This is a genomic window from Bradyrhizobium sp. USDA 4486 (genome assembly GCF_054057995.1).
The window spans coordinates 4,803,041-4,825,234 of sequence record NZ_JBSRZV010000001.1 but is presented as its reverse complement, the minus strand read 5'-3'; the positions used below and the strand labels follow the sequence as shown (position 1 = coordinate 4,825,234).

Genomic DNA, 22,194 nt, shown 5'->3' with positions numbered 1-22,194 from the left:
TGCCTCGACCTGAAATGCGGCACAAAGCGCGGGCCTCGGATCTGATTGATCGTATCGAACGCGGCATGATCTGAATCTCGGAGAAGAGCGGGATCGGGTTCGTCGAAGTGCTCCGCGCCGGCTCCTCGCATTGCAAGGTGCAGGCGCGGAAACCGCGGGCGCCGCGTGACGACGACGCGCATGCAACCCGTCGCGCCTGGCCGCCCAGGATCATCCATCGTGACTGCCGCGTGCATTGCTCGGGTGGAATGAACCCTCATCCGTCACACTTACGGCCGCAACTCAACCTGAAAATGCTCTGAAATCGAATCCGTCCATACCGAGCGGCTGTCTTGCCCGTCGGCTATTTTGGGGACCGCGAAACCGCAGTGATAGGTGCTACCAAATGACGGTTCGAGCTTCTGGCGATCGACGGCTCGCTGGGCAAAATCTGTGGAAAGCTTTGCCGCCCCTTTGGGGACGGCAGCTGCCGATAAGTCGATCTGCTCAGTTGATCACCGCGTCCAGCTCTCTCGTTTAGTTAAGCTTTGTATCCATGATCGCGTTCCGGCGCGTTGCGAGCTACATTGAACGGTCCGGTGGTAGCGTTGGCTCACGCCAATCGGCATCTTGCGCAATTGATCGCCTGGGCCGATAGGCGCCTAGCTCGACGGCCTCATTCTCTTGCACTATTTCAGTTGCGACGAGGCGTCCTGCCAACGGGCCAAGGGTTATTCCGCCGTGCATGACCGCTACGTATACGGTGCGGTCTTCGTCAATAGGGCCAATCATCGGCCGACCATCCGCCGGCATCGGGCGTACACCAACAGCCCATCTTTGTCCCATTTCCGCGAAATTCATGATCCACTGGCTTGCCGAGCTAATCAGAGAACGGCGCTCCTCCTCCATTCGCTCATGCTCGGGGCCGTCACCAGCGGCCGCCGCGACGCCAGCCAGAAATCCTCCGTGGTCGCCCGGCCTGATATGGAGCTTGTCGGCGTAGATAGCCCGTCGCACGCCTTGCGAGCCCAGCGAACAAGTGAGGTCCACAAGGGGGCCAGGTGCTGCTGTCAATCTAAGTGGCATGAATCCGGCAGACGTGAGCAGTGCATTGGTGTCATTGCCGGCCGCCAGCACGAGAGAGTCGAATTCCTCAATTCCTGTCGTTAGGCGCAAGCGCGCCGTTGACTGCAGACTCTCAAGACCTTGTACTCGCTCCCGCCGATACCGAACCGCAAACCGCTTGGTAGAGAGCTCGATCAGAGCCTGGCATAGCGCTCCCGCATTCACCCATCCTTCTTCCGGGACAAATACTACTTCGGCGGCCGATCCAGTCCTGATAGATGGCTCGAGGCGACCTGCTGCGACCGCTGAAATGAATTCCACCTGACTTCCGTACTTGGAAAGGGTCTTGGCATTCTGTTCGAGTTTTTCAGCAGCATTCCCAAAGGAAGCGAGCCGCAGCGTTCCAGTGGTGTGGAGGTGTCGCTCGCTTCCGACGTCGCGAGCGATCATGCTGTGGTACTTGATAGCGTCGAGCCTAAACGGCAGGTCGGCCTCGGCTTGGCCAAACGCATTAAGACATGCAAATGATGTGGAGGAGACGCCGTTTCCAGGTTCGCCAATATCGAAAACGGTCACTTGCGCACCGGCCTTCCCGAGGTGATAGGCAATGGAGCTGCCAACGATACCAGCCCCGACGACTCCGATTTTCATCGGCTCCTCCTTCCTGGAAAATCTGCTCAAGTACTGGCGGTGAGCCCGCCATCGATGCGAAGAATCTGGCCGGTCACGAAACGGGATAGCGAAGACGCGAAGAAGTGCACAGCTCCCGCGACATCCTCAGGCGTAGCCAATCGCGCAAGCGGAATGTTCGCGGTGGCTCGCTTGAATGCGGTTGGGTCATCTAAAACGTTTTCGTTCTTCTGCGTCCGTACCAACCCAGGCGCGACACCATTTACGGTGATGCCGTAAGGCCCCAATTCCGTTGCCAGTTGCTTCAACAATACCGCGAGCCCGCCTTTGGCGGCGCAAAAGGCGCTATAGCCGCGGTTTCGGAAGCCAAGCGATGAGCGTACGGAAAGAAGATGAATATGACTCCCGCCTCTTTTGGCAGATAATTGCTGAGCAGCGACCGCCTGGGAGAGAAACATTCCGGCACGCAACGTCCTGGAATAAACCTCATCGAAGGCTTCCGGCGTTACCTCGAACAGCATCTGCTCCTTGTTGAAGCCAGTGCAGTTCACCAAAATATCTATAGAACCATGTTGTTGTTTCAAGCACGCAGAGACCGCATGCACAGCGTTGACGTCGCACGCGTCTAGCTCGATACCATGGGCAGAGAAGCCTTGCGTGGCCAGGTCAGCGGCAAGAGCTAACGCCTGGTCGCCGCTTCGTCCAGCAATAATGCTGGTCGCACCCGCAAGAGTCAGCACTTCCGAGATTGTTGTGCCGATCGCCCCGTAGCCGCCAACGATCAACGCTACCTTGCCATGCAAGCTCATCGGATGCTGGGATACTGCTTCGATCCTTTGAACGTCCATTTGAATCTCTCTTGGATTCAGCGCGATGGTGGTGGAGCTATCTGGAGTTGCGCGAACTTTGCAATGCATGAAATTCCGCCGAACCGTATTGGCCCTTGAAAACTGGTCCGAGATGTTCTTTTGCGCTACCACCGAGCTGGACCGTTCCACTGATAGTGCCCCCTTCGGCGACTTTGCCCTCGAAGCCATAGAATAGGGACATCGGTATCTGCTCGTGTGCAGCCTCGAAGCGGATGTGGTCGCCGTGAATCTCACCGGACAGCTTGCCGGAAGATGATCCGGTGTGATGGAAGCCTGATATGAGCATCTCATTCTGCTCAAGATCGAGATGATGTGTCGCCGAGCCATGAAGAAATTGAATTTCAAGGCGCCAACCTCCTGAGAGGTCAGCTTCGGCATGAAGCGTTGACGGTCGTTCAGCAATGCACCGGGGCTCTTGAAATGCGCGGCCCAAAGCACGTCCGACGATCTCCGCCTCGTCATCGCCGAGATTGACGGGGTCAAGCACGATCGAGGTCGGCGTCGACCAAAAATCGTGGATGAGAATCCGTGGGCGCTGCCGTAAGAGCGCGAGCCGTAGATCTTCCGCGCTGAATGGAACGACTTTCTCGTCCCAGCTCACCTTGAGCCGAACTGCCGTGACAGAACCAGGCCAGGACAGCACCTCAGTTCTGACGCCAGGCTGGGTATTGAGCTCCGCCGCAATCAGCTTTAAGCGCGGAAGCCATTGGTCACGGTCGTGTTTGGCAGTTGGAAAATTGAGCCAGCGGTCGAGTGCCACGAGTGCACCCACAATCTCCTCTTTACCCAACTTCATCGCCCGGCCGAAGGCCTGATGAGGCGCTCCGTTCCACCAGATTGCCTTGCATAGCCGTTGACTACCAAGCACGATCGCAGTGGATTGTGGGGCCCGGAGATATTTGCCGCCCGCATAAACCACCAGGTCGGCGCCGCATTTGACCCAGCGATCAGGCTTTTCTGGCGAAAGCCCGGCAGCCTCGATAAGAATGGGCACGCCGTTAGCACGGGCGAGAGGGACAACTGCGCTCAACGGCAAAATGGACGCTGAATCCATGCGGCCGAGCAGACAAATCATCGCGGCGCTTCCGTCCAATGCCTCTGCAAACCTTTCTACAGTGGCAACACTCACAATCTCGCCGCCTGCGATACGGATTGCCTGTTCATAGGAAAACCGTTGGTCAGAGGGGATCAAGACCTTGTTGGGTAGCCCCGATGTTTGCGGCAATCGCAACATCAATTCCGGATTGTTTCCGGCGATGCACGCCGCGGTGGCTAGTGCCAGTGTCGCCGCAGTGCCGGCGGTAATCACACCCCATTCGGCGCCCGTGAGTTCAGCGAGCCGTCGACCTGCAGCCTCAGCCAATTCATCCATGTCGACGAAAGCCTCTGCAGCCGCGTTCATTGCTGCCATGACTTCGTCACTCGGATTGCTTGCTCCATATAATGTGCGCACACCGGCGCATTGAATGAACGGCTCGACGCCGATTTCCCGAAAGATCCAGCCTCGCTCGTGCTCTCGTTGACGCAGATCGGGACGCTGCAAAAGTTCAGGCCGGATGGTCATACCAGCCACCTCGAGGCAGGTACGATGAACGCACCGACAACAAGTATCTCATGACCAAGTACGTGGTGCCGAGCTGTTTCGGAGCTCAGAGAGATACAACGTTCAGGCAAGTGGCTACGGACCCAAATATAGCAGGTCGTACGGCCAGGAACCCTATCAGCTGCTCTGATCATGCCTGCCTGCACATAGCTCCATAATCTGCCCATGGCTGTCAAAGAGAACGGCTGGCTAAGGCGGCCGAACACACCACGACGAAGATGCTAATTGCCGCATACATTGCCGGGCTGGGTGACGGCACGCGAATAGACGCCACGTGAGCGGCGGCAAGCAGCAGGAAACAGACGTTGATGAGCCACTCAAATAGTTCCGCTCCAATGAACGGCTGTAAAAGGATCAAGAGAGCCATTAGCGGCACGTCGTACGACAAAGGCACACCCAAGAAGCGCCCGTCGGACGATCGGCCGAAATTTGCAAAATAGCTCAGCCTGATGGCTCCCGCCACGAGCAGAGCAGTGGCCGTCGCGAGGGAAAGAATGGAGGCGTGGCTGAGCTGAATCACAATTGCCGTAGGCAAGACGGCTCCATAGATAATGTCCCCGAATCCGTCCAGGCTCTTGCCCATTTTTGCAACTTCCGGGTCACGGTTCGGCGTCCTGTTGGCCACGATTCCGTCGATGTGATCTGCCAGAACAGCCCAAAGAGCCACTGCCACTGATAGCTCAAGCTTTCCGGATAAAGCGAGGAATAGACTAGCGGAAGAAAAAACAAGTCCCCCCGCAGTGATGGCATTTGCGGGATCCCAAAGGTATCTTAGCATTGGCACCTCACTGATCACGCTGGTCATACGATTGGCGAGCGCCATGCGCTCGTGAGAAAATGCGCTCTGCTAGACGCAGATCTTCGGCGGTATCGATTTCGCACCACTTGAGACCATCGCATCGCGCGGCTGCAAGCTGCAGGCTACGGCTCTCCACCAGATAGCCAAGAAGCTCCTCGGTGTAGGCCTGCCTGGCTCCGGACCCGATAACATCGTCCAGTGCAGGAACGATCGTTGCCTTGAGAGTCGAGCCCGAAAAACGTAGCAGGTTCATAGTTTTGAAAAGCTGCGGGCCGGCTGTGATAATGTTGGCCGCCGTTTGCTTCATGCGGAAACCTGTGATGAAGCCGTCATCGGATAAAAGAGCTGCAGAGCCTTCCATCGATTTGTCGAAGGGAGCGACTGCTGCCACATCGCTCGCTGGGCCGATCAGGCGGCGCAATGCATCTTGCTCGAAGAAAACGTCTCCCTCGAGGAGGAGGCAGTCTCCCGAACGCAGTACATCACGCGCCAACCACAGGGAATAGGCGCTCCCGGTACGATCGAAAGCCGTCGATTCGATATAGTTGATCTCAACCCCGCCGAAGCGGCTGCCGCAGGCATACTGGATGGCGTCCTTGCGGTAGCCCACGACAACCGTCACCTCACCGACGCCGATTGCCTCCAGATTCCGCAGGGCGTTGTGCAGGATCGGCATGCCGTTTACCTCGACCAGTGGTTTTGGCCGCAGATCCGTCAGCGGCCGCAGGCGCGAGCCGAGGCCGGCTGCAAGCACGATAGCGCGGCGAGGAACTTCAGTCATAGTGCTAACCTTCCGCAACGCTAAGCATGCCGAACCCACCAGGCCTTCAGTTCGATGTGTTTAAAGTTACCGACAAACGCCCCCTTGTCGAGCGAGCCAAGGTCAATCCCATAGGAGAGCCGGACCCCGTCTGGATCGCCAAAGATCGTGCCCGAAGCTGCCGCGACACCCGCGTCCATCAGCAATACGCTAACGAGGTCATCGGCGTCGAATTCGGGGCCTGACCCCTTGGTGCTTTGCCGCCATCCTTTGATATCTAGATAGAAATGGAATCCGCCTTGAGCTGCAGGTTGCGGGATCGACTTCAAGGCCGAGGTTCGTGCAGCGAAGATGACATCCATCTATCATGTCAATCAATTACGTGGTTTGGTAGTTGACTGGATTCGCAGGAACTTGGCTGAGACTAAGGGTGCATGTTTCCGCCGCTGCATGTGTGCGCAATGGTGTCGTTTGCGCGCCCTGGACCTCTGCGCTACCGAACGTTCGGCGCGCTGTGAATGTGGAAGGTAGGTCCGTCAGAGCGACCGCAACTTCGCCATCCGTTTACAAGCTGCACATCGTTTCTGGTTGGCACTCGAACAGACGTCCCGTTGGATCGTCCCCTCTTAGTCGATCAATCGGAAGGAGACACCGGCACATTCTCGCTTTGCGTGCAGTGGATGGGTGGCTGGAAGGCAACAGCTATCGCAACATCGCGGAAGGCCGTTTTTGCGAGACTCGTATTCCGGACCGACACGATCTGCGCAGCCGTACCATTCGCCTGGTTAAGATGTGGCTGCGCCTCATGCGGGCGGCTATCGTGAGTTGCTCCGTTACAAGAGCAAAGACAAGCACGCGAAATCATGAGCGCTCGCCCACATCACGCGTGCACATGGATTCCGTCGAATCAAAGTTGAAGCAAGCTCTCGACATCAATAGTAAGTCGGATCGTAAAGCATGGACTGACAGCTGAGTGATCAATGTTGCCCTGTCACCCTGCCGTACCATGAAGGCTCATGTCGTGAAGCTGCTCCCGTCGGCGGCTACAGTCTTTAGAAAAAGATCAAAAGCCGTGGCAGTTAATCGCCGAAAGATCAGCGATTGGGTCTTTTGCGTTCGGTGCAGATGGCGTGCTGATGCAGCAACGCGAGACCACGCCGGACAGGCGCCCGTGCAGACTGCCGCCGGCGATAAATCAACGTTCATCGCTCGACAAATGATGTGCTTCTGTCATCTCGATCAATTGCCCGAAATGGTAGGAGAAAAGCGGAGCATCTCCGGGTCGGGAGTTGAGCCGGCGAAGCCGATCTGCGCTTTAGCTCAACATCGTGCTCATGTGCGGAAGCGATTCGGGAGCAAAGCATCAGGGCCGTCCTGAAACCTCATCTGATAATCAAGGATCATCTTCGCGGCCCGCATAGGCTATTGCCGGTAGGTCGTGCCAAGCAGGGCTGGTGTAGGGTACTTCAATTGCGAACCGGTTTCTCCTATCAGTTCTAGCAAATGGGAGAGTCGCGGTAATGCGTAGCCAGAGCGCGCTGACCGTCAAAAGCGACGCATAGCCTATTTTTGGTCAGTAGGAAGTCGGTGTCGCAACGGAGGACGTCGATCGCTGCGAAAAAAATACCGGAATCAGGTCCTTCCTGGAGCGTCCGTTCTCAAGAAGGGGCGCGTCCCCGCTTTGATCGCGCGCCGACACGATCAGCCCTGCCGCCCGAGCATCGATACTGACGAGAGGCGAGGGGTATTCGCATCGCGCGGGCTTTCGAGAGTGCAACGTTAGGTGACAAACTGTCACCATAGCTTAGCGGGGCTGCAGATATCGCTTTTCGGCCAATGTAAGTTCGTCATACCTCAGGAGCTCGAATATCTCACTGAGTGGCGCGATATGAGATTCAATGTTCGCAACGCTCTCTTGAGCTGCGATGCTATCGCAGATGCGCCGCATTGCAGCTGCAGCAGCCCGCATGGAATGATTGGCCCAGACGACTGTGGAGATGCGCACATCACGATAGACAGAGACTGGCGTTAGAAAGTACGTCGTCGGAACGATCACGACCGGGAGCCGGTTCCGCCACTCGGCGACAAACGAAAGCATCTCGTCCGCGGTACTCTTTCGCGAGTGAATCAAGATTGCATCGGCGCCCGCGTCGGCATAAGCGTGAGCACGCAAGATAGCTTCATTCAACCCGTGGCCGGCGATCAGCGCTTCGATTCTGGCCACGAGAACCAAATTGTCGGCGACTGCATCCTTGACAGCCCGCAGACGACCGGAGAATTCATCCATATCGGCGAGCGGATGCCGCTCACCAATGAGCGAGTTCAGCTTCGGAAAGCAGCTGTCCTCAAGCGAGATGCCGGCGGCGCCCGCCTGATGTAGTTTGCGTGCGAGGAGGCGAGCATTGTTGAAATTGCCGAAACCGCCATCCCCGTCAACGAGCACAGGGAGCTCTGTCGAGTCCACGATGCGTTCGACGCTCTGGACGAGCTGGGTCCATGAGGCTTCATTGGCATCGCGATAGCCGAGCGAGCTGGCAATCGACAAACCAGAGGCCCAGAGCCCCTTGAATCCTGAGCGCTGGGCGATCGTGGCAGACAGGCCATCATGCGCTTCCATCAGAAACGCGAGCTCATCATTCGAGCAGACCTGGGCGCGAAGCATTTCGACAGGCGACTGGCGTGCACATTGACGGCCTGCCATAGGCCGAACGGCTTGTAGTTGATGCCTCATGCCTAAATCCTGCAAGCCGATCCTCGATTGGCGCCCACGTCACCGTTCATATCTTTTTGGGGGAATGCCGATCAATGACCAGCATTGGTAGTTCTTTGAGACGCGCAGATTTGCATAATTGCGTAGGAGTGGCGGCAAACACAAAGCTTTCGCTATGGGGTTGATTGGGGTCCCTAAAGGCTGGAAAGAGGGGCCTTGGTTGCAAATGGATGGCCTGGGTTCGCTAGCCTGGTCCTACAGCCCCCAGGGAGAACTCTCCCACTCCTTGACGGGGAGGAGTTCTTAGCGAAAGGGTGATATCCGCCTTACATGGAGTTGGACACAACATCGACAGCCACGATTGTCGTAATGCTGATGTCGTGTTTACGACACATGTCGCAAGCCCATCGACAGGGCTGTAGTGGGATGGCGGTTTCGCGCGAATGTCGAGGCAATCGCCGAAGAATTCGTCCTGCCTCGCCGATGCTCGCTGGCCGCACTGAGTGGCATGGCACTTGCTGATGCTTCTCCTGTTCTCTCGAGTCCAGGAGAAATTCATGGCGGATGAGAAAGAAGTTGTGCTGTCGGAACGGGAAAGACAGTGTTTGCGATGGGTCGAGGAGGGGAAGTCATCCTGGGCTATCGGCGTCATTCTGAAAGTGAGCGAGAACACCGTCAACTTTCATATCAAGAATGCGATGCGAAAGCTGGAAGCGTCCAGCCGGATTCAGTGCGTCGTCAAGGCGCGACGTTACCGCCTTATTGAGTAACGGCCGCGGTTCCGTTGCCGCTCATACAGATCTAGCCAAATGTAAGGGGCGACTTTGGCTTGCTCCGGAAAGCGGAGCGAATGACGCGGACGCGGACGTAGAGCGATAATATAGGCGCTGTTACTATGAACCGGGGCGTGCTTCTATTTCGTCGCCGATCGTCACGGGGCTCCGTGGACCATTAGGCGAGGTGAGATCACAGGCTCATGACGCTCTTGTAAGCTCGACGGCCGGTCGGATCTCTATGTTAACGTTGTGATCGGTCCGTCCCCCTGCTGCGGCTGCGGCGGTCGTATGCGTGGCGCAAATTGAAGAGAGTTGATCGTGGCGGCTTACGTACTGAAGTCGTGGTCGTTCGAAAGGTGCCGTAGACGGCTTGGGCCCGACAAGAAGAGGGCACTGATAGTCCGTGAACCCATTTCCGAAGGCGTGCTGCTGGTACGTTTCATCACATTCTAGCGCTCTGCGCGCTCAACGATGTGCGCGCGATCCTCACGAAGCTTACCTAGCTTGATGAACGACCTTTCCGCGGACACCCAGTGCGACTGTTGGGTTCTTCAGAAGATGTGGCGGATTCGAGATACGCTGGCCTTGTTTTGCGGCGGACGGCGCGATCCCGATGTGGCTGAGTTCAGGCCACGACCAGCGGGCGTCATTCATGATTTGGAAACTTGGCAGTACCGGGACGGCGTTGAGCAGGATACGAGGCGCGCAACGCGACCACGAATCAGTGCGCAATGTTGAGCTCATATGCATTCTTCGGGTGATGGGGACGACAAGTACGGAGCCCGTTAACGACGCACGCTCCTACCATCCTGGTCAAACATTCGAGCTGCAATTTCGTTTGCTCTCATAGTGGGGAGTCGTCCGCATTGTTTGTGCCGCCGGCAGAGCATCAAGCCGACCACATCGGAAATATCCTCCTCAGGGTATGAACAGGGGCATGTCATGGAAGCGTATCACCGCGCAGGGCACAACCTCATAGACCCAAGGTAGTGGGCCGCGGCAGCTTGAAGGAAGCTTCTCTGCAGGTGTCTACCTCGTATTCGGATGCCCGATGAGGTGCCGCGCGCGGACCACGCCAGCAGCCCTTGTGATGCCCCTCTAGAACCTACCGTCGGTGCCCGAGCGCGCGGCAGATGTTGGCAAAAGATCTCCGACATCCAGAGGTGACTACTCCATAGACTCGTCAATGCGCGCTCGCGCCATTCAACGGTGCCGATCAGGACAGGGACCTCGCCACAGCGCCTGAGTCTTCCTCGCATCGAGCCCATTACGCGTCGCCGGCAACGACGGCAACGCTCTGCTTGCACTCATCAACTCGATGAAGCCAAACGTCATCTTGCCTTAAATTAATTTGGGATGTCGTCGCCTCATCTGCCACGACCGACTTGACGTCCCGGTTGGATGCAGCAATCCGATCATTTGCTCGACTGGTCAGCTTCCGGAAAGCTGGACCTGCTATCGTGCGTAATGGAGATATCTCGGGGCTGATCTGCGACTGCATCCAACGCAAGCATCGTCAAAGGGAGTTGCGAGATGGTTCGGATCCATGACGCGATCGACACCGCAGCGTTGGATTCCAGCAGCACATCAGGCGCAACCCAGCAAGATGAAACCTTAAGTCAAGCGGCCTTTGACCTGCACCTGAACGACATGCCGTTGGAACAGGAGCAACAAGGAAGCGCAGGTCCTTCCGATGCTGTTGTTTTGGCCGACATGGAGGACGACCTCGATACGGTCAACCGGAAGCCCGAAATGAAGCTGGTTGTCATCTCGAACCGAGTTGCGCCCTTCGACCCTAATAAGCCCCAGATCGGCGGGCTTGCGGCGGGCCTCGAACCGGTCGTTGAACGGTCCGGTGCACTCTGGGTGGGTTCCTCGGATACCCGAGGAGATGGGACCGACCAGCCCTTGCCGCTGGTGAAGACCGGTGCAGGCGATGTAGCGAGGCTAGACCTGCCAGAGGCAGATTATCCCGGCTATTATCGAGGTTTTTCGAATTCGACCCTGTGGCCGGCACTGCACTCCCTGCCTGAACGGATGTCGGGCTCGGAAGGCGATTATGAGAGCTATCGACATGTGAACGCGTTTATAGCGCGAGCGGCCTTCGACGTACGGGATCGGGACGCATTCTGGGTCCATGATTATCATTTACTTCCGCTCGCGGCTGAACTGCATAGGCTCGGCATCGATCGGCCGACCGGCTTTTTTCTGCACACGCCATGGCCGCCGCCCGACATGATCGAGCACATACCCCACCATCGCGAATTTATGAAGTTGATGCTGGAGTACGATCTGCTCGGCTTTCAGACAAACCGAGATCTCAACAATTTTCTCGCCTGCCTGCAGGTATATTTCGGGCTGAGGAGCAAGAATGGCATTGTGACAACGGAGCGTGGTCAGACGCGGCTCCAAAAGTTCCCGATCGGCATCGATCCCAAGCAGTTTGCAGAGTTTCTTGCGGCAGAGCTTTCACCCGCTGAGGAAGAAAAACTCTCGTCGTTATTGCAGAACTTCGAGGGCACCAAGTTTGCGGTCGGCGTAGACCGGCTCGACTACACAAAGGGTATCGATAAGAGGGTCGAAGCGTTCAACCACCTTTTAGCCGCGGAGCCTGGTAGCATCAGGTTGCTGCAGATCGCGCCGTCCTCTCGTGCGGACGTCAGCGAATATCAGAAGTACAAGGAGGACGTGGAGAATGCGATCAGCCAAGTCAATGCTGAGCATGGCACGGGCGAGTGGAAGGCGATCCACTACACGAATGACTCGTTCAGCCAGGCTGCACTCGCCCGTCTTTACCGCGCCGCAAATGTAGGTCTCGTCACGCCGCTCCGCGATGGCATGAATCTCGTGGCGAAAGAATATGTCGCGGCCCAAGACCCAAATAATCCCGGGGTTCTTGTACTATCGAAGTTTGCGGGGGCGGCTGAAGATTTCAGCGAAGACGAGGCACTGCTGATTGACCCAAACAATCCCGAAGAGATTGCAGACGCTATTACGAAAGCGGCCAACATGCCGCTTGAGGAGCGTGTCAAGCGCTGGCGGTCGATGATGGATAAGATTGAATCCTATACCATCCACCATTGGGCGGCGGACTACCTCCGGGAGCTGGGCAAAGGCAGCATCACCGTTCCGGCTGATCAGTTCCACCATCTCGGTCTCGGCTGGACCAACGAGGCCGAGATGCCGCTCTATCAAGATTATGCAGCGGCGCTGACCTCCTATAATGAGATCGATCCCGCTGATGCCGCCTTGAAGGACGCTGCCCATGGAGACGTGAAGTCGGCCTTCGTGGCTTTAGCGGCCCCACTGAAGCATACACAGGACAGACTGTGGGATCTGCCGGCGGCGACAGCTTCCGGCGATGGTCATCGCGGACAAGAGCTCGGTGCCCGCGAGCACTGACCGGGCGAAAAGCATAGCACGGCGGATGACAGGCTTCTGTAGCAGGACAGAGGAGCAATCCAGATCTTTGGCGCTGACGCGGTTCTTGCGGGCGGCGCAGGCCCCCCATGAAATCAAGACATCATGCGAGTGCCCCATGACCAGAATGGGTCGATACAGTCAATTCATGTTCTATCTCTAACCGATGCTGATAAGTGATGGCGGCGCCACTCGGCGCGGTGCTGCCTGTTGATCGCTCCGCCCAGGCTTGCGGGACCTGGCGCGTCAAGCAGAAGCGGCGGCAAGCACGCAACCGCATGACATAGCGCGGCTTGCGCTATGTCGCGGGCCGTTCAAGGCAAGCTGCGTGCCGGCTAAAGAGTCGTAAGTGTCAGCCATTCGGGGCTGCACGACCATGTTCGGTTACCGACATTGGGTTGCCAAGCGAACATCAAATCGTGTCGGAGGCCAGCCAGACACCGCCAGCGCTTTTGATCTTCACTGGCAAAGACCCAGGGCGCTGGTCGAGCCTCGCAACTGTTCTGTAAGCCGGTGGTGCGCGGCGAGTGAAGCGGATATCAAAACGTCATCTGGGCTGAAGCCTTGCGGCGAAACTGTCGTCGACGTCAGGATTTTTGTCGCTTGCACGATGCGGCCGCAGCTAGACCACGCGATAAAAAAGTGAGCACGTGACCATCGCAGCGACGCTGGGCATCTCTTGCCGACCGTCTTGATGGCCGGGAGACTCTTCGCTAGACCACACTGGTTCACTATGGAGATGCCGCTGTGGCAATGGGTATTGTGAAGTGGTTCAACTCGACCAAAGGCTATGGGTTCATCAGGCCTGAGGACGGAAGTCCCGATGTCTTCGTGCACATCAGTGCCGTGGAAAAGGCCGGTTACACCACCCTCGAAGAGGGGGCCCGGGTAAGTTATCAGCTCAAGTCCGGGCGTTCGGGTAAGATGTCAGCTGAGGATCTGCGGGTTGGCTGATCTGCCCCACTCCGGAAGCTCCTCTCTGCAAAGCGTGTTCTCGCACCTGTCCGGCGATGCCTTGTCACGGCGCGCCGGGCGTTCGGCCTTTCGACCGTCCCTTCAAGGCATGGGGCTGTCTCGCAAACCGCTTGAGAGCCTCGATCGCCTGAAGCTGTTGATCAATCGCTGCAGCCACAGTTACAGCTGGCACGTCGCGCAGGCCTCGAGCGCATAAAGCCGTTGGCAGAACACGGGCCGGATCTCGGCGGACTTTGTGTTTCGCGATGCTCTGGGCTGGAAATACGCAAGACGATCGAGCAGAGAAGCCGCCGATAGTGCTCTCGCGTTGGGACCATCTTCATGGCGCGCTCATGCTCACGCATCTGCTCGACTGCCTTTGGATTGTCCCGGATCAGCGGCTGGGACCTGGTGCCGCGCGTCTAGCACATATGCTGCTCCAAAAAGGGCAATCTGGTCGTACGCCCCGCCGACGCAAGCGTCTGTTTTGCTTTTGGTGAATTGTTAAGAGGCGGTGCGCGGCTCTCTGATCTCAACGACAGCGGATTGACCATCCTTGCGACTCTCACGAGCGGACGATCGGCCTTGCTGACCGGAGATACAGACTATGCGCACCTGATGCATGCCAATGCCAAGCAAGTAGATCACCTGGTCGCAACTCATCATGGTGCCCGCTTCAATGCAGGCGCGCCGTCGGTGCCAAAGCCAAATAGCGGCCGCTGTCAACTGGTGATTTCCGGCGGATATCCTAAAGTCTATGGGCACCCGCACCCGGATGGGCTATCCAAGCATGCGATGTCGGGTTGGACCTACGTGACCACCACTGGGCGAGGAGGTATTACCGCTCGAGGCGACCGCATCCTCAATTGACGGCGAAACGCCGAGATCTTCTGCCTGCCCTGAAGGTCGTTCTCGTGATTCACCAGAGAGGCGCGTGAACCGGCGCGAGGCCATACGCAGCGAAAGGCTCTGACGCTCAACATAGCTGGCTGAAACGTACTGATCGGAATCGCCAGATACGTCACGGCTTACCGCCACTACAGCGGCGGGCGAGTAGCGGCCCTGCGCTCCTTCACTAGATGCGTTACCGAGTAGGTCTTTACGATCACGCCATGAGTGGCGTCCGGGCCGAAGGCATTGCGGATCGCTCCGCCGTAGGGATGGAAGCCGTCCGTTGAAATCTCAGCCTGGCCGATGACGCGGTGCGGACCTCATGCAGGAAGTCCATGGTGCTTTCGGTCGTGGCGCTGCACGTTCTTTTACTTCTTGTCAAGGCGCTGCGGAATGCGATCGACGAGCCCTTGAGGAACAACAGGGAGACCAAGACACCCGATCTCGCACTGGTGATGGCGAGAGCTACGGCTCGACAACAGCTCTTTGCCAAGCTATATACGAACATACAGTGAACATATCCTTGCAGTTGCAGCAGCCTTGCGATACATCTAGACCGAGGTATTCCCCTAGGCAGATTCTGAGTGCGGGCGGCAAGCTGCATCCCTTTTTGGATGATGCCGATTCAGGGAGTGATAGCGATTGTCCTTGTTCCGCCATTTGCATGACGACGCGTTTTTAGCCTTCTCGCGCGATCACAAGCACCTGTACGCGGCCTGTCTGCTCGACCTCCATGAACGCTTCTTTTCAGGCGCGCCGTCGTTTCCGACCCCTCAGCAGGTCGTCCATGCCATCTATGACGTCATGCGCGCCAACCCCGCCCTCTGGAATGAAGGCGATGATTTCGGCAGCCTGCCGGAAATGATCTCCGCCGGACGCCGCCGGATCCGGAAGGCCGACGTCGCGCTCGCTTCCGAGAAGGGCGACAAGGCGCTCGGTCTTGCCCGACAATTGTACGCTCGGCTGCTCGCCTGGGGGTGGCTTGAAGAGGAGGAATACGGGCTTCGCGTTACCGTTGACATGGCTATGGGACCGCTGCTCGTGATCCAGCGGCTCGCGAGCCTCAATAAGGATCTCTCGCAGCGATTCGGCGGCTTGATCGTGCAAATTCGCCTCAACCTGGAGGCCGTCGAAAAACTGAGGCCCGAGATCACCGACCGCAAGCAGCGCGAAGCCGCGCTCGCCGTCCGCGAGGCGCGCAATCAGGCCGACCAGTTCACCAAGAGCCTGCGGGCCATTCTGGCCGACCTGAAGCGCGTCCGACGGACGGTCATGGAGTCGAAAACAGTCGCTACCCGGCTGGAAGCCTTTTTTGAGGAGTTCGTCGACCAGCTCCTGCTGAAGGATTTCGAGTCCATCCTCACCGTCAACCATCCGTACCGCTTCCGCGACGCTATCGTCGATCTCGCGCGGAGGATCTCCTACACCCCGGAAACCATGCAGGTCCTCGCCGAGGAGTACACAGCTTCCAGCATGGCAGCGGACGTCGAGGACGGTCGAATGGCCGCGGCCGATGACCTGCTGGCCATCGAAAGCATCTTCGAACAGATCGGGGAGATGTTCGATAGGATCGAGGCCTTCCGCAGGCAGCTCGAAGCCCGGGTCCGCAACACCATTAAGTACGCCGAGCGGGGCGGGCAGGGACTCGTCAGCCGGGCCGGCGACCTGGTGCGGCGCTTGGACGCCCTACTGCGGGACGGCAGACACCACAAGGCGACTATCGAATGGAGCATCGAGCCGCTGCGGTCCCCCTGGTCGGAGCACCATCAGGCGCCGGCCAGGCAGCCCCGCCGTCCCGTCGAAGCAAGGGAGCTCGCCGAGCCGCCGTCGGACCCGCTGTACGAACTGCGGAAGAAGCTCCGCCTCGAGTACATCGCTCGCATTGCGCCCCGCCCTGAGGATGTCAGACGATTCCTCGAGGGCCAGGTGCCGCCATTCGCGACCAGGGAAGCCCGATTCATGGAAATCGATACCGTGGACGACTTTCTCGCCTTCGATTGCGCCCGCCGATATGCGTTGACGGGCGAAGTTCCGGCGCAGGTCGCGGCCGGGTTCGATCTGGAGCCGCGCCCAGACACGCCGCCCCACGACAGCGAATGGCTTCGGTGTGCGAACTTCGTGGTCAGGCGAGCCGGCCCCCTCCGGAAAGCAGAGGCAGCCCGTGCTCAGTGAGTTCGAAAACGTCGAGCGCTCCTTCGGCGCGGAAAAGGCAGCCGACCTCCGCAAAGCGCTGCACTTCCTGCTACGGCGGCAGTTCGTGTTCGCGGGAGATCCCCGGACTGGGACAGTCTACAACACGATCATGGATGGCCGCTTCCGCGACCTGGTCGACGGCTTCTTCGATAGTTGCGGATATCGCGTCCATCGCGATCCGGAAGCGCAGTGGGCCGGCATCGTCGCGATGGACGAGGACGTGCCGCTGCCTCGAATGAAGCTCGACGAAACCATTGTTGTGTTGGTGCTGGCGGCACACTGGCAACAGGAGGTGAACGTCGGAGCGGTCGAGGACCGGGCCGTCGTAGTGGCCACTTTGAACGACCTGTTCGATCGCTACCGCGAGATGGCGCAACACGGCGGCGGAGGCGCGATCTCACCCGCCCGCTTCCGGGACATCCTGCGCGAGGCCGCCCAACGCAGTTTGGTCGAGATCGGTGATTTTGACGACGAGCAGCAGGACTGCGAGATTAGGATCCGCCCGATGGTCAAGCTGATCAGTGGCGGCGATGCCCTCCAACGGCTTGAGCGCTACGTCCGTAGCGAGGAGGCGCGGTTTCCGCAGCCGGCAGGAGACGAGGCATGATGGAGCTACGCCACCTGACGATGGTGAACTGGCACCTGTTCGACGTGGCCGACATCGACGTGACAGGACACGTCGGGGTCCTGGGCGAGAACCGGTCCGGCAAATCGACAATCCTCGACATGGCACAGGTCGTTCTCACCGGCGGGAGCCGGCGGTTCTTGCGCCTGAACGCGGTCGCCGGCGACAGCGGAAAATCGCGCAGCGGCTCGAAGCGCAGCGTCGTCGATTACTGCCTTGGGACGCTCGGTGAAGACCAGCGCCGGCGCGACGAGGCGCGCACCTACGTGGCGCTAGGGTTCGAAGACAAGGAAGGCGATCGACCGCCAGTCACGATCGGCATGGCGCTTGAGGCGCGTAAGTCCGACAGCAGGGAGACCGTGCTGGCACTGTTCGTCGCCGTTGGGACCGTTTTGAGCTCGAAGGCCTTCATCGAGCAGCGAGGAAAGTCGCAATTCCCGGCGCAGTGGGAGGACGTGCGCGCCCGGATCGTCGCGGCGGTCGGCGAAGGCAACTTCGTCAATCATCGCGACCGGGCAAGCGACTACGTCCGCGAGTACATGCGCCATCTTCTGCCGCATTCGCCCTATGGCGAGCAGAACGCCAGCGCCCTTCAGAAATCAATCGTCAACGCGATGACGCTCGACCACAACCAAACGGCCACGCAGTTCGTGCGGAACTACATCCTCGAAGACAGCCCGATCGGAATCAAGGAGCTACGCGAGTCGATCCAGACATACCGCAATATCAGCGAAACCATCAGAAAGATGCGCCTCAGGCTCGAAGCCCTGAGGGCGCTTCGCGTCGTCCTCGGCACCCTTGAAGAAGCGCTCGAGACCAAGTTCAGGGAGGAGTGGATCGCAAAACGCGCGACTTGGCTCGCGGCGCGCGCGATAAACCTGGACTTCAAGACCAAGCGGCGTACCGAGATGGCGCGCCGGGACGCCGCAGCAAAAGAACTCGAATTCATCGACGACGACGTCAAGGCCATCGATAACGAGATCGAACGTCTCACGGCCGCGATCGCCGAGCACGATGCCAAGACCGGCAGAAAGTCCCTGCAGCAGACCGCCGATGTGGCCGGGCAGGCGGCGCACCGCGCCTCGGCGGACTTCAAGGCTCGTATGGAGAACATCCGTCGCCTGGAGCCGCTCCGCGCGATGTGCGCGGACGGTTTCGAGGACTTCGTTCCTGCGCTCGAGCGTCTTCTGACTGCCACGGCCGGGGCCGAGATCGGGCGCGTCTCCGACGAGCTCTCCGCGGCCGAGAAGTCTTTCGCGGCAAGCGGCGCGAAATGGCTGCCGAAGATTGACGAAGCGCGTCAAACGATCATCGCGGAGCTTTCCGGGCTCCGTGGCCGGCGCGACGAGGTGCTCGAACGGATCCGACAGCACGCCGCCGGAGGGGCGCGGGCCTATCTCGGCGACGATACTGAACTCCTCTGCCGCAGGCTGCGACAGAGCGGAATGGTCCCGCGCGTGCTCTGCGACATCATCGAAGTCGCCGAACCCGAGTGGGTAGGAGCCGCCGAGGCGCTCCTCGGCCGCGACCGGGAAGCCGTGTTCGTGGACAGAGCGGATATGAGCGCCGCCACGTCAATCTTCAAGGAAGGTCGGCGCGAGTTTCGCCATGCATCGCTCGTGAGCCTAAACAAGCTCGAGCAGTTCAGGGCCAAGCCGGAGCGCGGTACTTTCCCCTCGATCTTCCGGAGCCAGGATCCGGACGCGATGGCCTTCGTCATGCGCCGCTACGGCACAGTCCGCCTCGCGGACACGCTCGACCAGTTCAACAGGCCCGGCCGCGCTATCATGAAGGACGGCCTCTACGACGACGGACTCGTAAGGACCCATCGCTGGATCGAAGCCTCGCAACATAAGATTGGAAAGGCGGCCCAGGCGAACGCCCTGCGCTCGCTGCAGGATCAGGCCGAGGAACTAGATCGGCTCCAAACGGAAAAGAGCAAGGAGGCTCAGGCGGCAGAGCAGGCCTTTGCCGCTCTGAAGAACATCTGCGAGGGACGTAACGATCTGAAGGCTAGCGCCGCTGCCTTCGCAGCCGCGCAGACTGAGATCGCCGAAGCCCAGGCGAGGCTCGAAGCGCTCGACGGCGCGGGCGACGGCGGACTTCGCGACAAGAAACGAGCGCAGCAGAAGCTGAAGGAGAGGAGGCTCGATGAGCGAAAGATCCAGCAGAAGGCGTTCGGCGAGCATGACGGCGAGGTCAGATCGGCAGAAAGGAGACTGGGAGAGGGCGAAAACGTACCCGGCTCCGAGCTTAACCTGCGGGTCGCCCGGTCGATCTATCGCAGGACCTTCCCGCTCTACTCCGCGGCGAAGGGCAGGATCGTGTACCGCGAGCGCCTCAATGCCGCGGCCCCGAAGGGCTTCGCGGAGAAGCACCGCGCCATCGCGGACAGGGCACTGAAGGATGCGGACGCCTCGGACGCAGAGCGCGCCCGCATCGAGCGGCGGGTCCGCGAGCTCCTCTACGATTATTTCGACCAGTTCGGCGTGAGCTCGCAAGTCGGCGCGGAGAGCGAGCCGCTGAGGGAGGTGAAGCCCTGGATGGACCAGCTCATCGCGGATATCGAATCCAACGAGCTGCGCCAGTACGAACGGCAGGCGCGGGAAGCGGCGGAAAAGGCCTCCACCCTGCTGCGCGGCGAGTTCATCAACGCGCTCACGGCGCGCATCGGCAAGATGGAGCGGGAGCTGCAGTCGTTGAACCGCAGTCTCTACGCACATCCCTTCCACAACGAGCGCTATTCATTCCACCGTACCCAGGTCGTGGAATTCCAACCCATCCTGAAGATCATCGAGATCGCCAAAACCTCTCCGGAGGCGCTGGATATGCTGTTCCGGGGCAACGTGCCCGATGACTTCCCGCACAAGGATACGATCGTCGCACTTGAGGCGCTGCTTGAGGATCCCGACAAGGATTTCACCCAGTTCGAGGACTACCGGAACTTCTACACTTTTGAGATTCACATGGAGGATGTCGCCACGGGTCGTTCAACCCGCTGGGAGCAGCGGCGCGGCACCGGATCCGGCGCCGAACAGCAGGTGCCCATCTACGTCGCCATCGGCGCTTCGCTGGCCGCCGTCTACGGCAGCGCGGAGCGTCGTGTTGGCAAGCCCGCCGGCTTCGCCCTGGCCATGTTCGACGAGGCCTTCTCCAAGATGGACGGCAAGAACCAGCGGCAGATGATGAGCTTTTACAAAAACCTCGGCCTGCAGTTCGTGATCGCGGCGCCGTTCGAGAAGCGGGTGGCCGTGCTCGAGCACATGGACACAATCGTGGAGGTGGACCGCATCGGCGAACAGTCCAGGGCCACAGTGGTGGAACTGAAAGAGAAGGCCAAGCGCGAACTGATGGCCATCGATCCGGACCTGATGTCCGAAGATGAGCTCGCCACCCGTCTGGCCGCCGAGTAGCCATGGCGCGACGTTTCACAGACGCGATCGGCCTGCTGAACGACCTGCTCGATCGCTTCGAGGCCGGCGCCGCAAGCCCAATCGCCCACCCCGACTATGCCGCTTTCTCGTCGGTAGTCGCGGCGGACGCTTTTCTGAACCAGATCAGGAAAGCCGAATGTGCCGGCGCGGTGTCCATTGGCTGGGGGCGCGGCGCGAAGCGGGACCAAGTGGCGCACGCGCGGTTGGCCTCGGCGGAGATCTTATACCGGTACCTCGACCGCACGCCGGCGTCACGCATCGCGGAGGACGCCGCCGCGCGGCTTGTAGCCGGAGTGGCGCTGCACGAGTCCCTGAAGAACAGTGGCTCTCAAATCGCAGAGGCGTGGGCGCGGGGTAAGACGTGGCACGGATTCGGTTCGTCCGACGTCGCCACGCTGCGCCACGCATTCGTTCTCGCCCAGGCGATCCTCGATAATAAGCATCTGGACGTCGACTACAAAACTTTCTCGCGACGTACGGTGGGGCACAGCAAGATACTCGAGCGCATCGAGGGTGCTGTGGTTCGGCTTTTGAGCGGCATAATGGACTTTCCGCCTGGTGCCCGCCCGCGTGAGGCACTGCGAGCGATCGGACTGGAGCGCTTCGCCCCGCCGCTTCTGATCGCGGGCAAGATCGACCTTGATGGAGCCGACCTGTCCGGTATCTCTCCCCATTATCTCGGGATCAGTCCCAAGGAAGCAGATCGCGTCCGCTTCCGGGAGCCGCCGGCCTACATTCTGACGATCGAAAACTTCGCAAGCTTCAACCGGCACATCGCCGAGGCGGACCCCGGTCGATTAGGTGCGACCATGTATGTCGGCGGATATCCCTCGCTTGCCACCCAGCAGGCGCTGCGGACGATCGCAAGATTGGTATCCGAAGAAACGCCGATCTTTCATTGGTCGGACATCGATCCGGACGGCACTTGGATCTTCCGCACCATCGAGCGCGCGGTCGATCGACCGATCAGTCCCCACCTCATGAGCGTCGAAGTTGCCGAGCGCTTGGGACAAGTGCCGTTCAAAAAATCGGCACCCGCTCGATGTCCACCGGACTCCGGTATCGCGGCTCTGGCAGCGTACCTGGCGGAAGATGGAGCCAAGACGCTCGAGCAGGAAGAACTCGATCCAGTCCTGCCAGAGCTTCATGAGAAAATGCGCTCGGATCAACGCAGTGTCGATCCCGATGAGCTTCCTCGGTCGACGATCTCCGTCGGCCTTTTGTTGAACAACACCTGCGTTCCGCAGAACGAACGCGATGAGTAGGGCGGCTCCTCGCCTCGGCAGACGAACAGCTCGGCGATTTCAAACCGAGTGCCGACCACCGCAATCGTGGCAATCGTCGCGATCAGGATTACGAGCAGCATGGCGTAACACCGCTCGCCCAATGCGGACAGATCGTTGCGGCCGAGTGCGTGTCCGACGCGTACGCTCACCGCCATCCCGATGCATGGAATCATGAACAGGATCTTTCCGACCTGCAAGGG

18 protein-coding genes are annotated in these 22,194 nt (G+C 59.3%); 10 read left to right on the top strand and 8 right to left on the bottom strand.

Annotated features, from left to right (window positions below; genetic code table 11):
- Positions 1 to 561: 561 nt before the first annotated feature.
- From ACVWY3_RS23110 to ACVWY3_RS23085, 6 genes are all read right to left on the bottom strand, one after another.
- Entirely contained in the window at positions 562 to 1,695 is a 1,134-nt protein-coding gene (locus tag ACVWY3_RS23110; protein ID WP_456840544.1) for an NAD(P)/FAD-dependent oxidoreductase, read from the bottom strand.
- Positions 1,696 to 1,721: 26 nt separating this feature from the next.
- Positions 1,722 to 2,522: an SDR family NAD(P)-dependent oxidoreductase gene (locus tag ACVWY3_RS23105; protein ID WP_456840543.1), complete on the bottom strand. Its 801-nt coding sequence runs from the start codon at positions 2,520 to 2,522 to the stop codon at positions 1,722 to 1,724.
- A gap of 37 nt (positions 2,523 to 2,559) precedes the next feature.
- Complete coding sequence (locus tag ACVWY3_RS23100; protein ID WP_456840542.1) at positions 2,560 to 4,107, bottom strand: hypothetical protein; 1,548 nt, start codon at positions 4,105 to 4,107, stop codon at positions 2,560 to 2,562.
- Positions 4,108 to 4,318: 211 nt separating this feature from the next.
- Positions 4,319 to 4,969 (bottom strand): CDP-alcohol phosphatidyltransferase family protein, encoded by a 651-nt coding sequence (locus tag ACVWY3_RS23095; RefSeq protein ID WP_456840541.1) that lies wholly within the window; start codon positions 4,967 to 4,969, stop codon positions 4,319 to 4,321.
- Positions 4,932 to 5,726 carry a phosphocholine cytidylyltransferase family protein gene (locus ACVWY3_RS23090; protein WP_456840540.1) on the bottom strand — a complete coding sequence of 265 codons (795 nt, stop codon included), beginning with the start codon at positions 5,724 to 5,726 and terminating at the stop codon, positions 4,932 to 4,934. The genes ACVWY3_RS23095 and ACVWY3_RS23090 overlap by 38 nt, the downstream gene beginning before the upstream one ends.
- Positions 5,727 to 5,746: 20 nt before the next feature.
- Positions 5,747 to 6,067, bottom strand: a complete 321-nt coding sequence (locus ACVWY3_RS23085) for a hypothetical protein (protein ID WP_456840539.1) — start codon at positions 6,065 to 6,067, stop codon at positions 5,747 to 5,749.
- 68 nt (positions 6,068 to 6,135) lie between these two features.
- Between ACVWY3_RS23085 and ACVWY3_RS23080 the strand changes: the two genes are divergently transcribed.
- The gene (locus tag ACVWY3_RS23080) at positions 6,136 to 6,678 is read left to right on the top strand and encodes a DNA -binding domain-containing protein (RefSeq protein WP_456840538.1); all 543 of its coding nucleotides are present in this window, start codon (positions 6,136 to 6,138) and stop codon (positions 6,676 to 6,678) included.
- 831 nt (positions 6,679 to 7,509) lie between these two features.
- Here ACVWY3_RS23080 and aepX read toward each other — a convergent pair.
- Positions 7,510 to 8,367, bottom strand: a complete 858-nt coding sequence (aepX, locus tag ACVWY3_RS23075; protein WP_456843432.1) for a phosphoenolpyruvate mutase — start codon at positions 8,365 to 8,367, stop codon at positions 7,510 to 7,512.
- 605 nt (positions 8,368 to 8,972) lie between these two features.
- On the opposite strand from aepX, the gene ACVWY3_RS23070 reads away from it, so the two are divergent.
- The 9 genes from ACVWY3_RS23070 to ACVWY3_RS23030 all read left to right on the top strand — a co-directional run bounded on the left by ACVWY3_RS23070 (position 8,973) and on the right by ACVWY3_RS23030 (position 21,973).
- Positions 8,973 to 9,185 carry a helix-turn-helix domain-containing protein gene (locus ACVWY3_RS23070; RefSeq protein ID WP_456840537.1) on the top strand — a complete coding sequence of 71 codons (213 nt, stop codon included), beginning with the start codon at positions 8,973 to 8,975 and terminating at the stop codon, positions 9,183 to 9,185.
- Positions 9,186 to 10,724: 1,539 nt separating this feature from the next.
- Positions 10,725 to 12,593, top strand: a complete 1,869-nt coding sequence (locus tag ACVWY3_RS23065) for an alpha,alpha-trehalose-phosphate synthase (UDP-forming) (protein WP_456840536.1) — start codon at positions 10,725 to 10,727, stop codon at positions 12,591 to 12,593.
- A 765-nt stretch (positions 12,594 to 13,358) separates the two neighbouring features.
- On the top strand, positions 13,359 to 13,565 hold the full coding sequence (locus ACVWY3_RS23060; protein WP_456840535.1) for a cold-shock protein: 207 nt from the start codon (positions 13,359 to 13,361) through the stop codon (positions 13,563 to 13,565).
- Between the two features lie 546 nt (positions 13,566 to 14,111).
- Entirely contained in the window at positions 14,112 to 14,435 is a 324-nt protein-coding gene (locus tag ACVWY3_RS23055; RefSeq protein WP_456840534.1) for a hypothetical protein, read from the top strand.
- 356 nt (positions 14,436 to 14,791) lie between these two features.
- Positions 14,792 to 14,971 carry a hypothetical protein gene (locus tag ACVWY3_RS23050; protein ID WP_456840533.1) on the top strand — a complete coding sequence of 60 codons (180 nt, stop codon included), beginning with the start codon at positions 14,792 to 14,794 and terminating at the stop codon, positions 14,969 to 14,971.
- A gap of 127 nt (positions 14,972 to 15,098) precedes the next feature.
- Positions 15,099 to 16,628 carry a Wadjet anti-phage system protein JetA family protein gene (locus ACVWY3_RS23045; protein WP_456840532.1) on the top strand — a complete coding sequence of 510 codons (1,530 nt, stop codon included), beginning with the start codon at positions 15,099 to 15,101 and terminating at the stop codon, positions 16,626 to 16,628.
- Positions 16,618 to 17,256, top strand: a complete 639-nt coding sequence (locus ACVWY3_RS23040) for a DUF4194 domain-containing protein (RefSeq protein WP_456840531.1) — start codon at positions 16,618 to 16,620, stop codon at positions 17,254 to 17,256. Before ACVWY3_RS23045 ends, ACVWY3_RS23040 begins: the two co-directional genes overlap by 11 nt.
- The gene (locus ACVWY3_RS23035; RefSeq protein WP_456840530.1) at positions 17,253 to 20,687 is read left to right on the top strand and encodes an SbcC/MukB-like Walker B domain-containing protein; all 3,435 of its coding nucleotides are present in this window, start codon (positions 17,253 to 17,255) and stop codon (positions 20,685 to 20,687) included. Before ACVWY3_RS23040 ends, ACVWY3_RS23035 begins: the two co-directional genes overlap by 4 nt.
- A gap of 2 nt (positions 20,688 to 20,689) precedes the next feature.
- Positions 20,690 to 21,973 (top strand): Wadjet anti-phage system protein JetD domain-containing protein, encoded by a 1,284-nt coding sequence (locus ACVWY3_RS23030; protein WP_456840529.1) that lies wholly within the window; start codon positions 20,690 to 20,692, stop codon positions 21,971 to 21,973.
- On the opposite strand, the gene ACVWY3_RS23025 is transcribed toward ACVWY3_RS23030, so the two are convergent.
- On the bottom strand, positions 21,874 to 22,191 hold the full coding sequence (locus ACVWY3_RS23025; RefSeq protein ID WP_456840528.1) for an MATE family efflux transporter: 318 nt from the start codon (positions 22,189 to 22,191) through the stop codon (positions 21,874 to 21,876). The genes ACVWY3_RS23030 and ACVWY3_RS23025 overlap by 100 nt on opposite strands.
- Between the last annotated feature and the right edge of the window lie 3 nt (positions 22,192 to 22,194).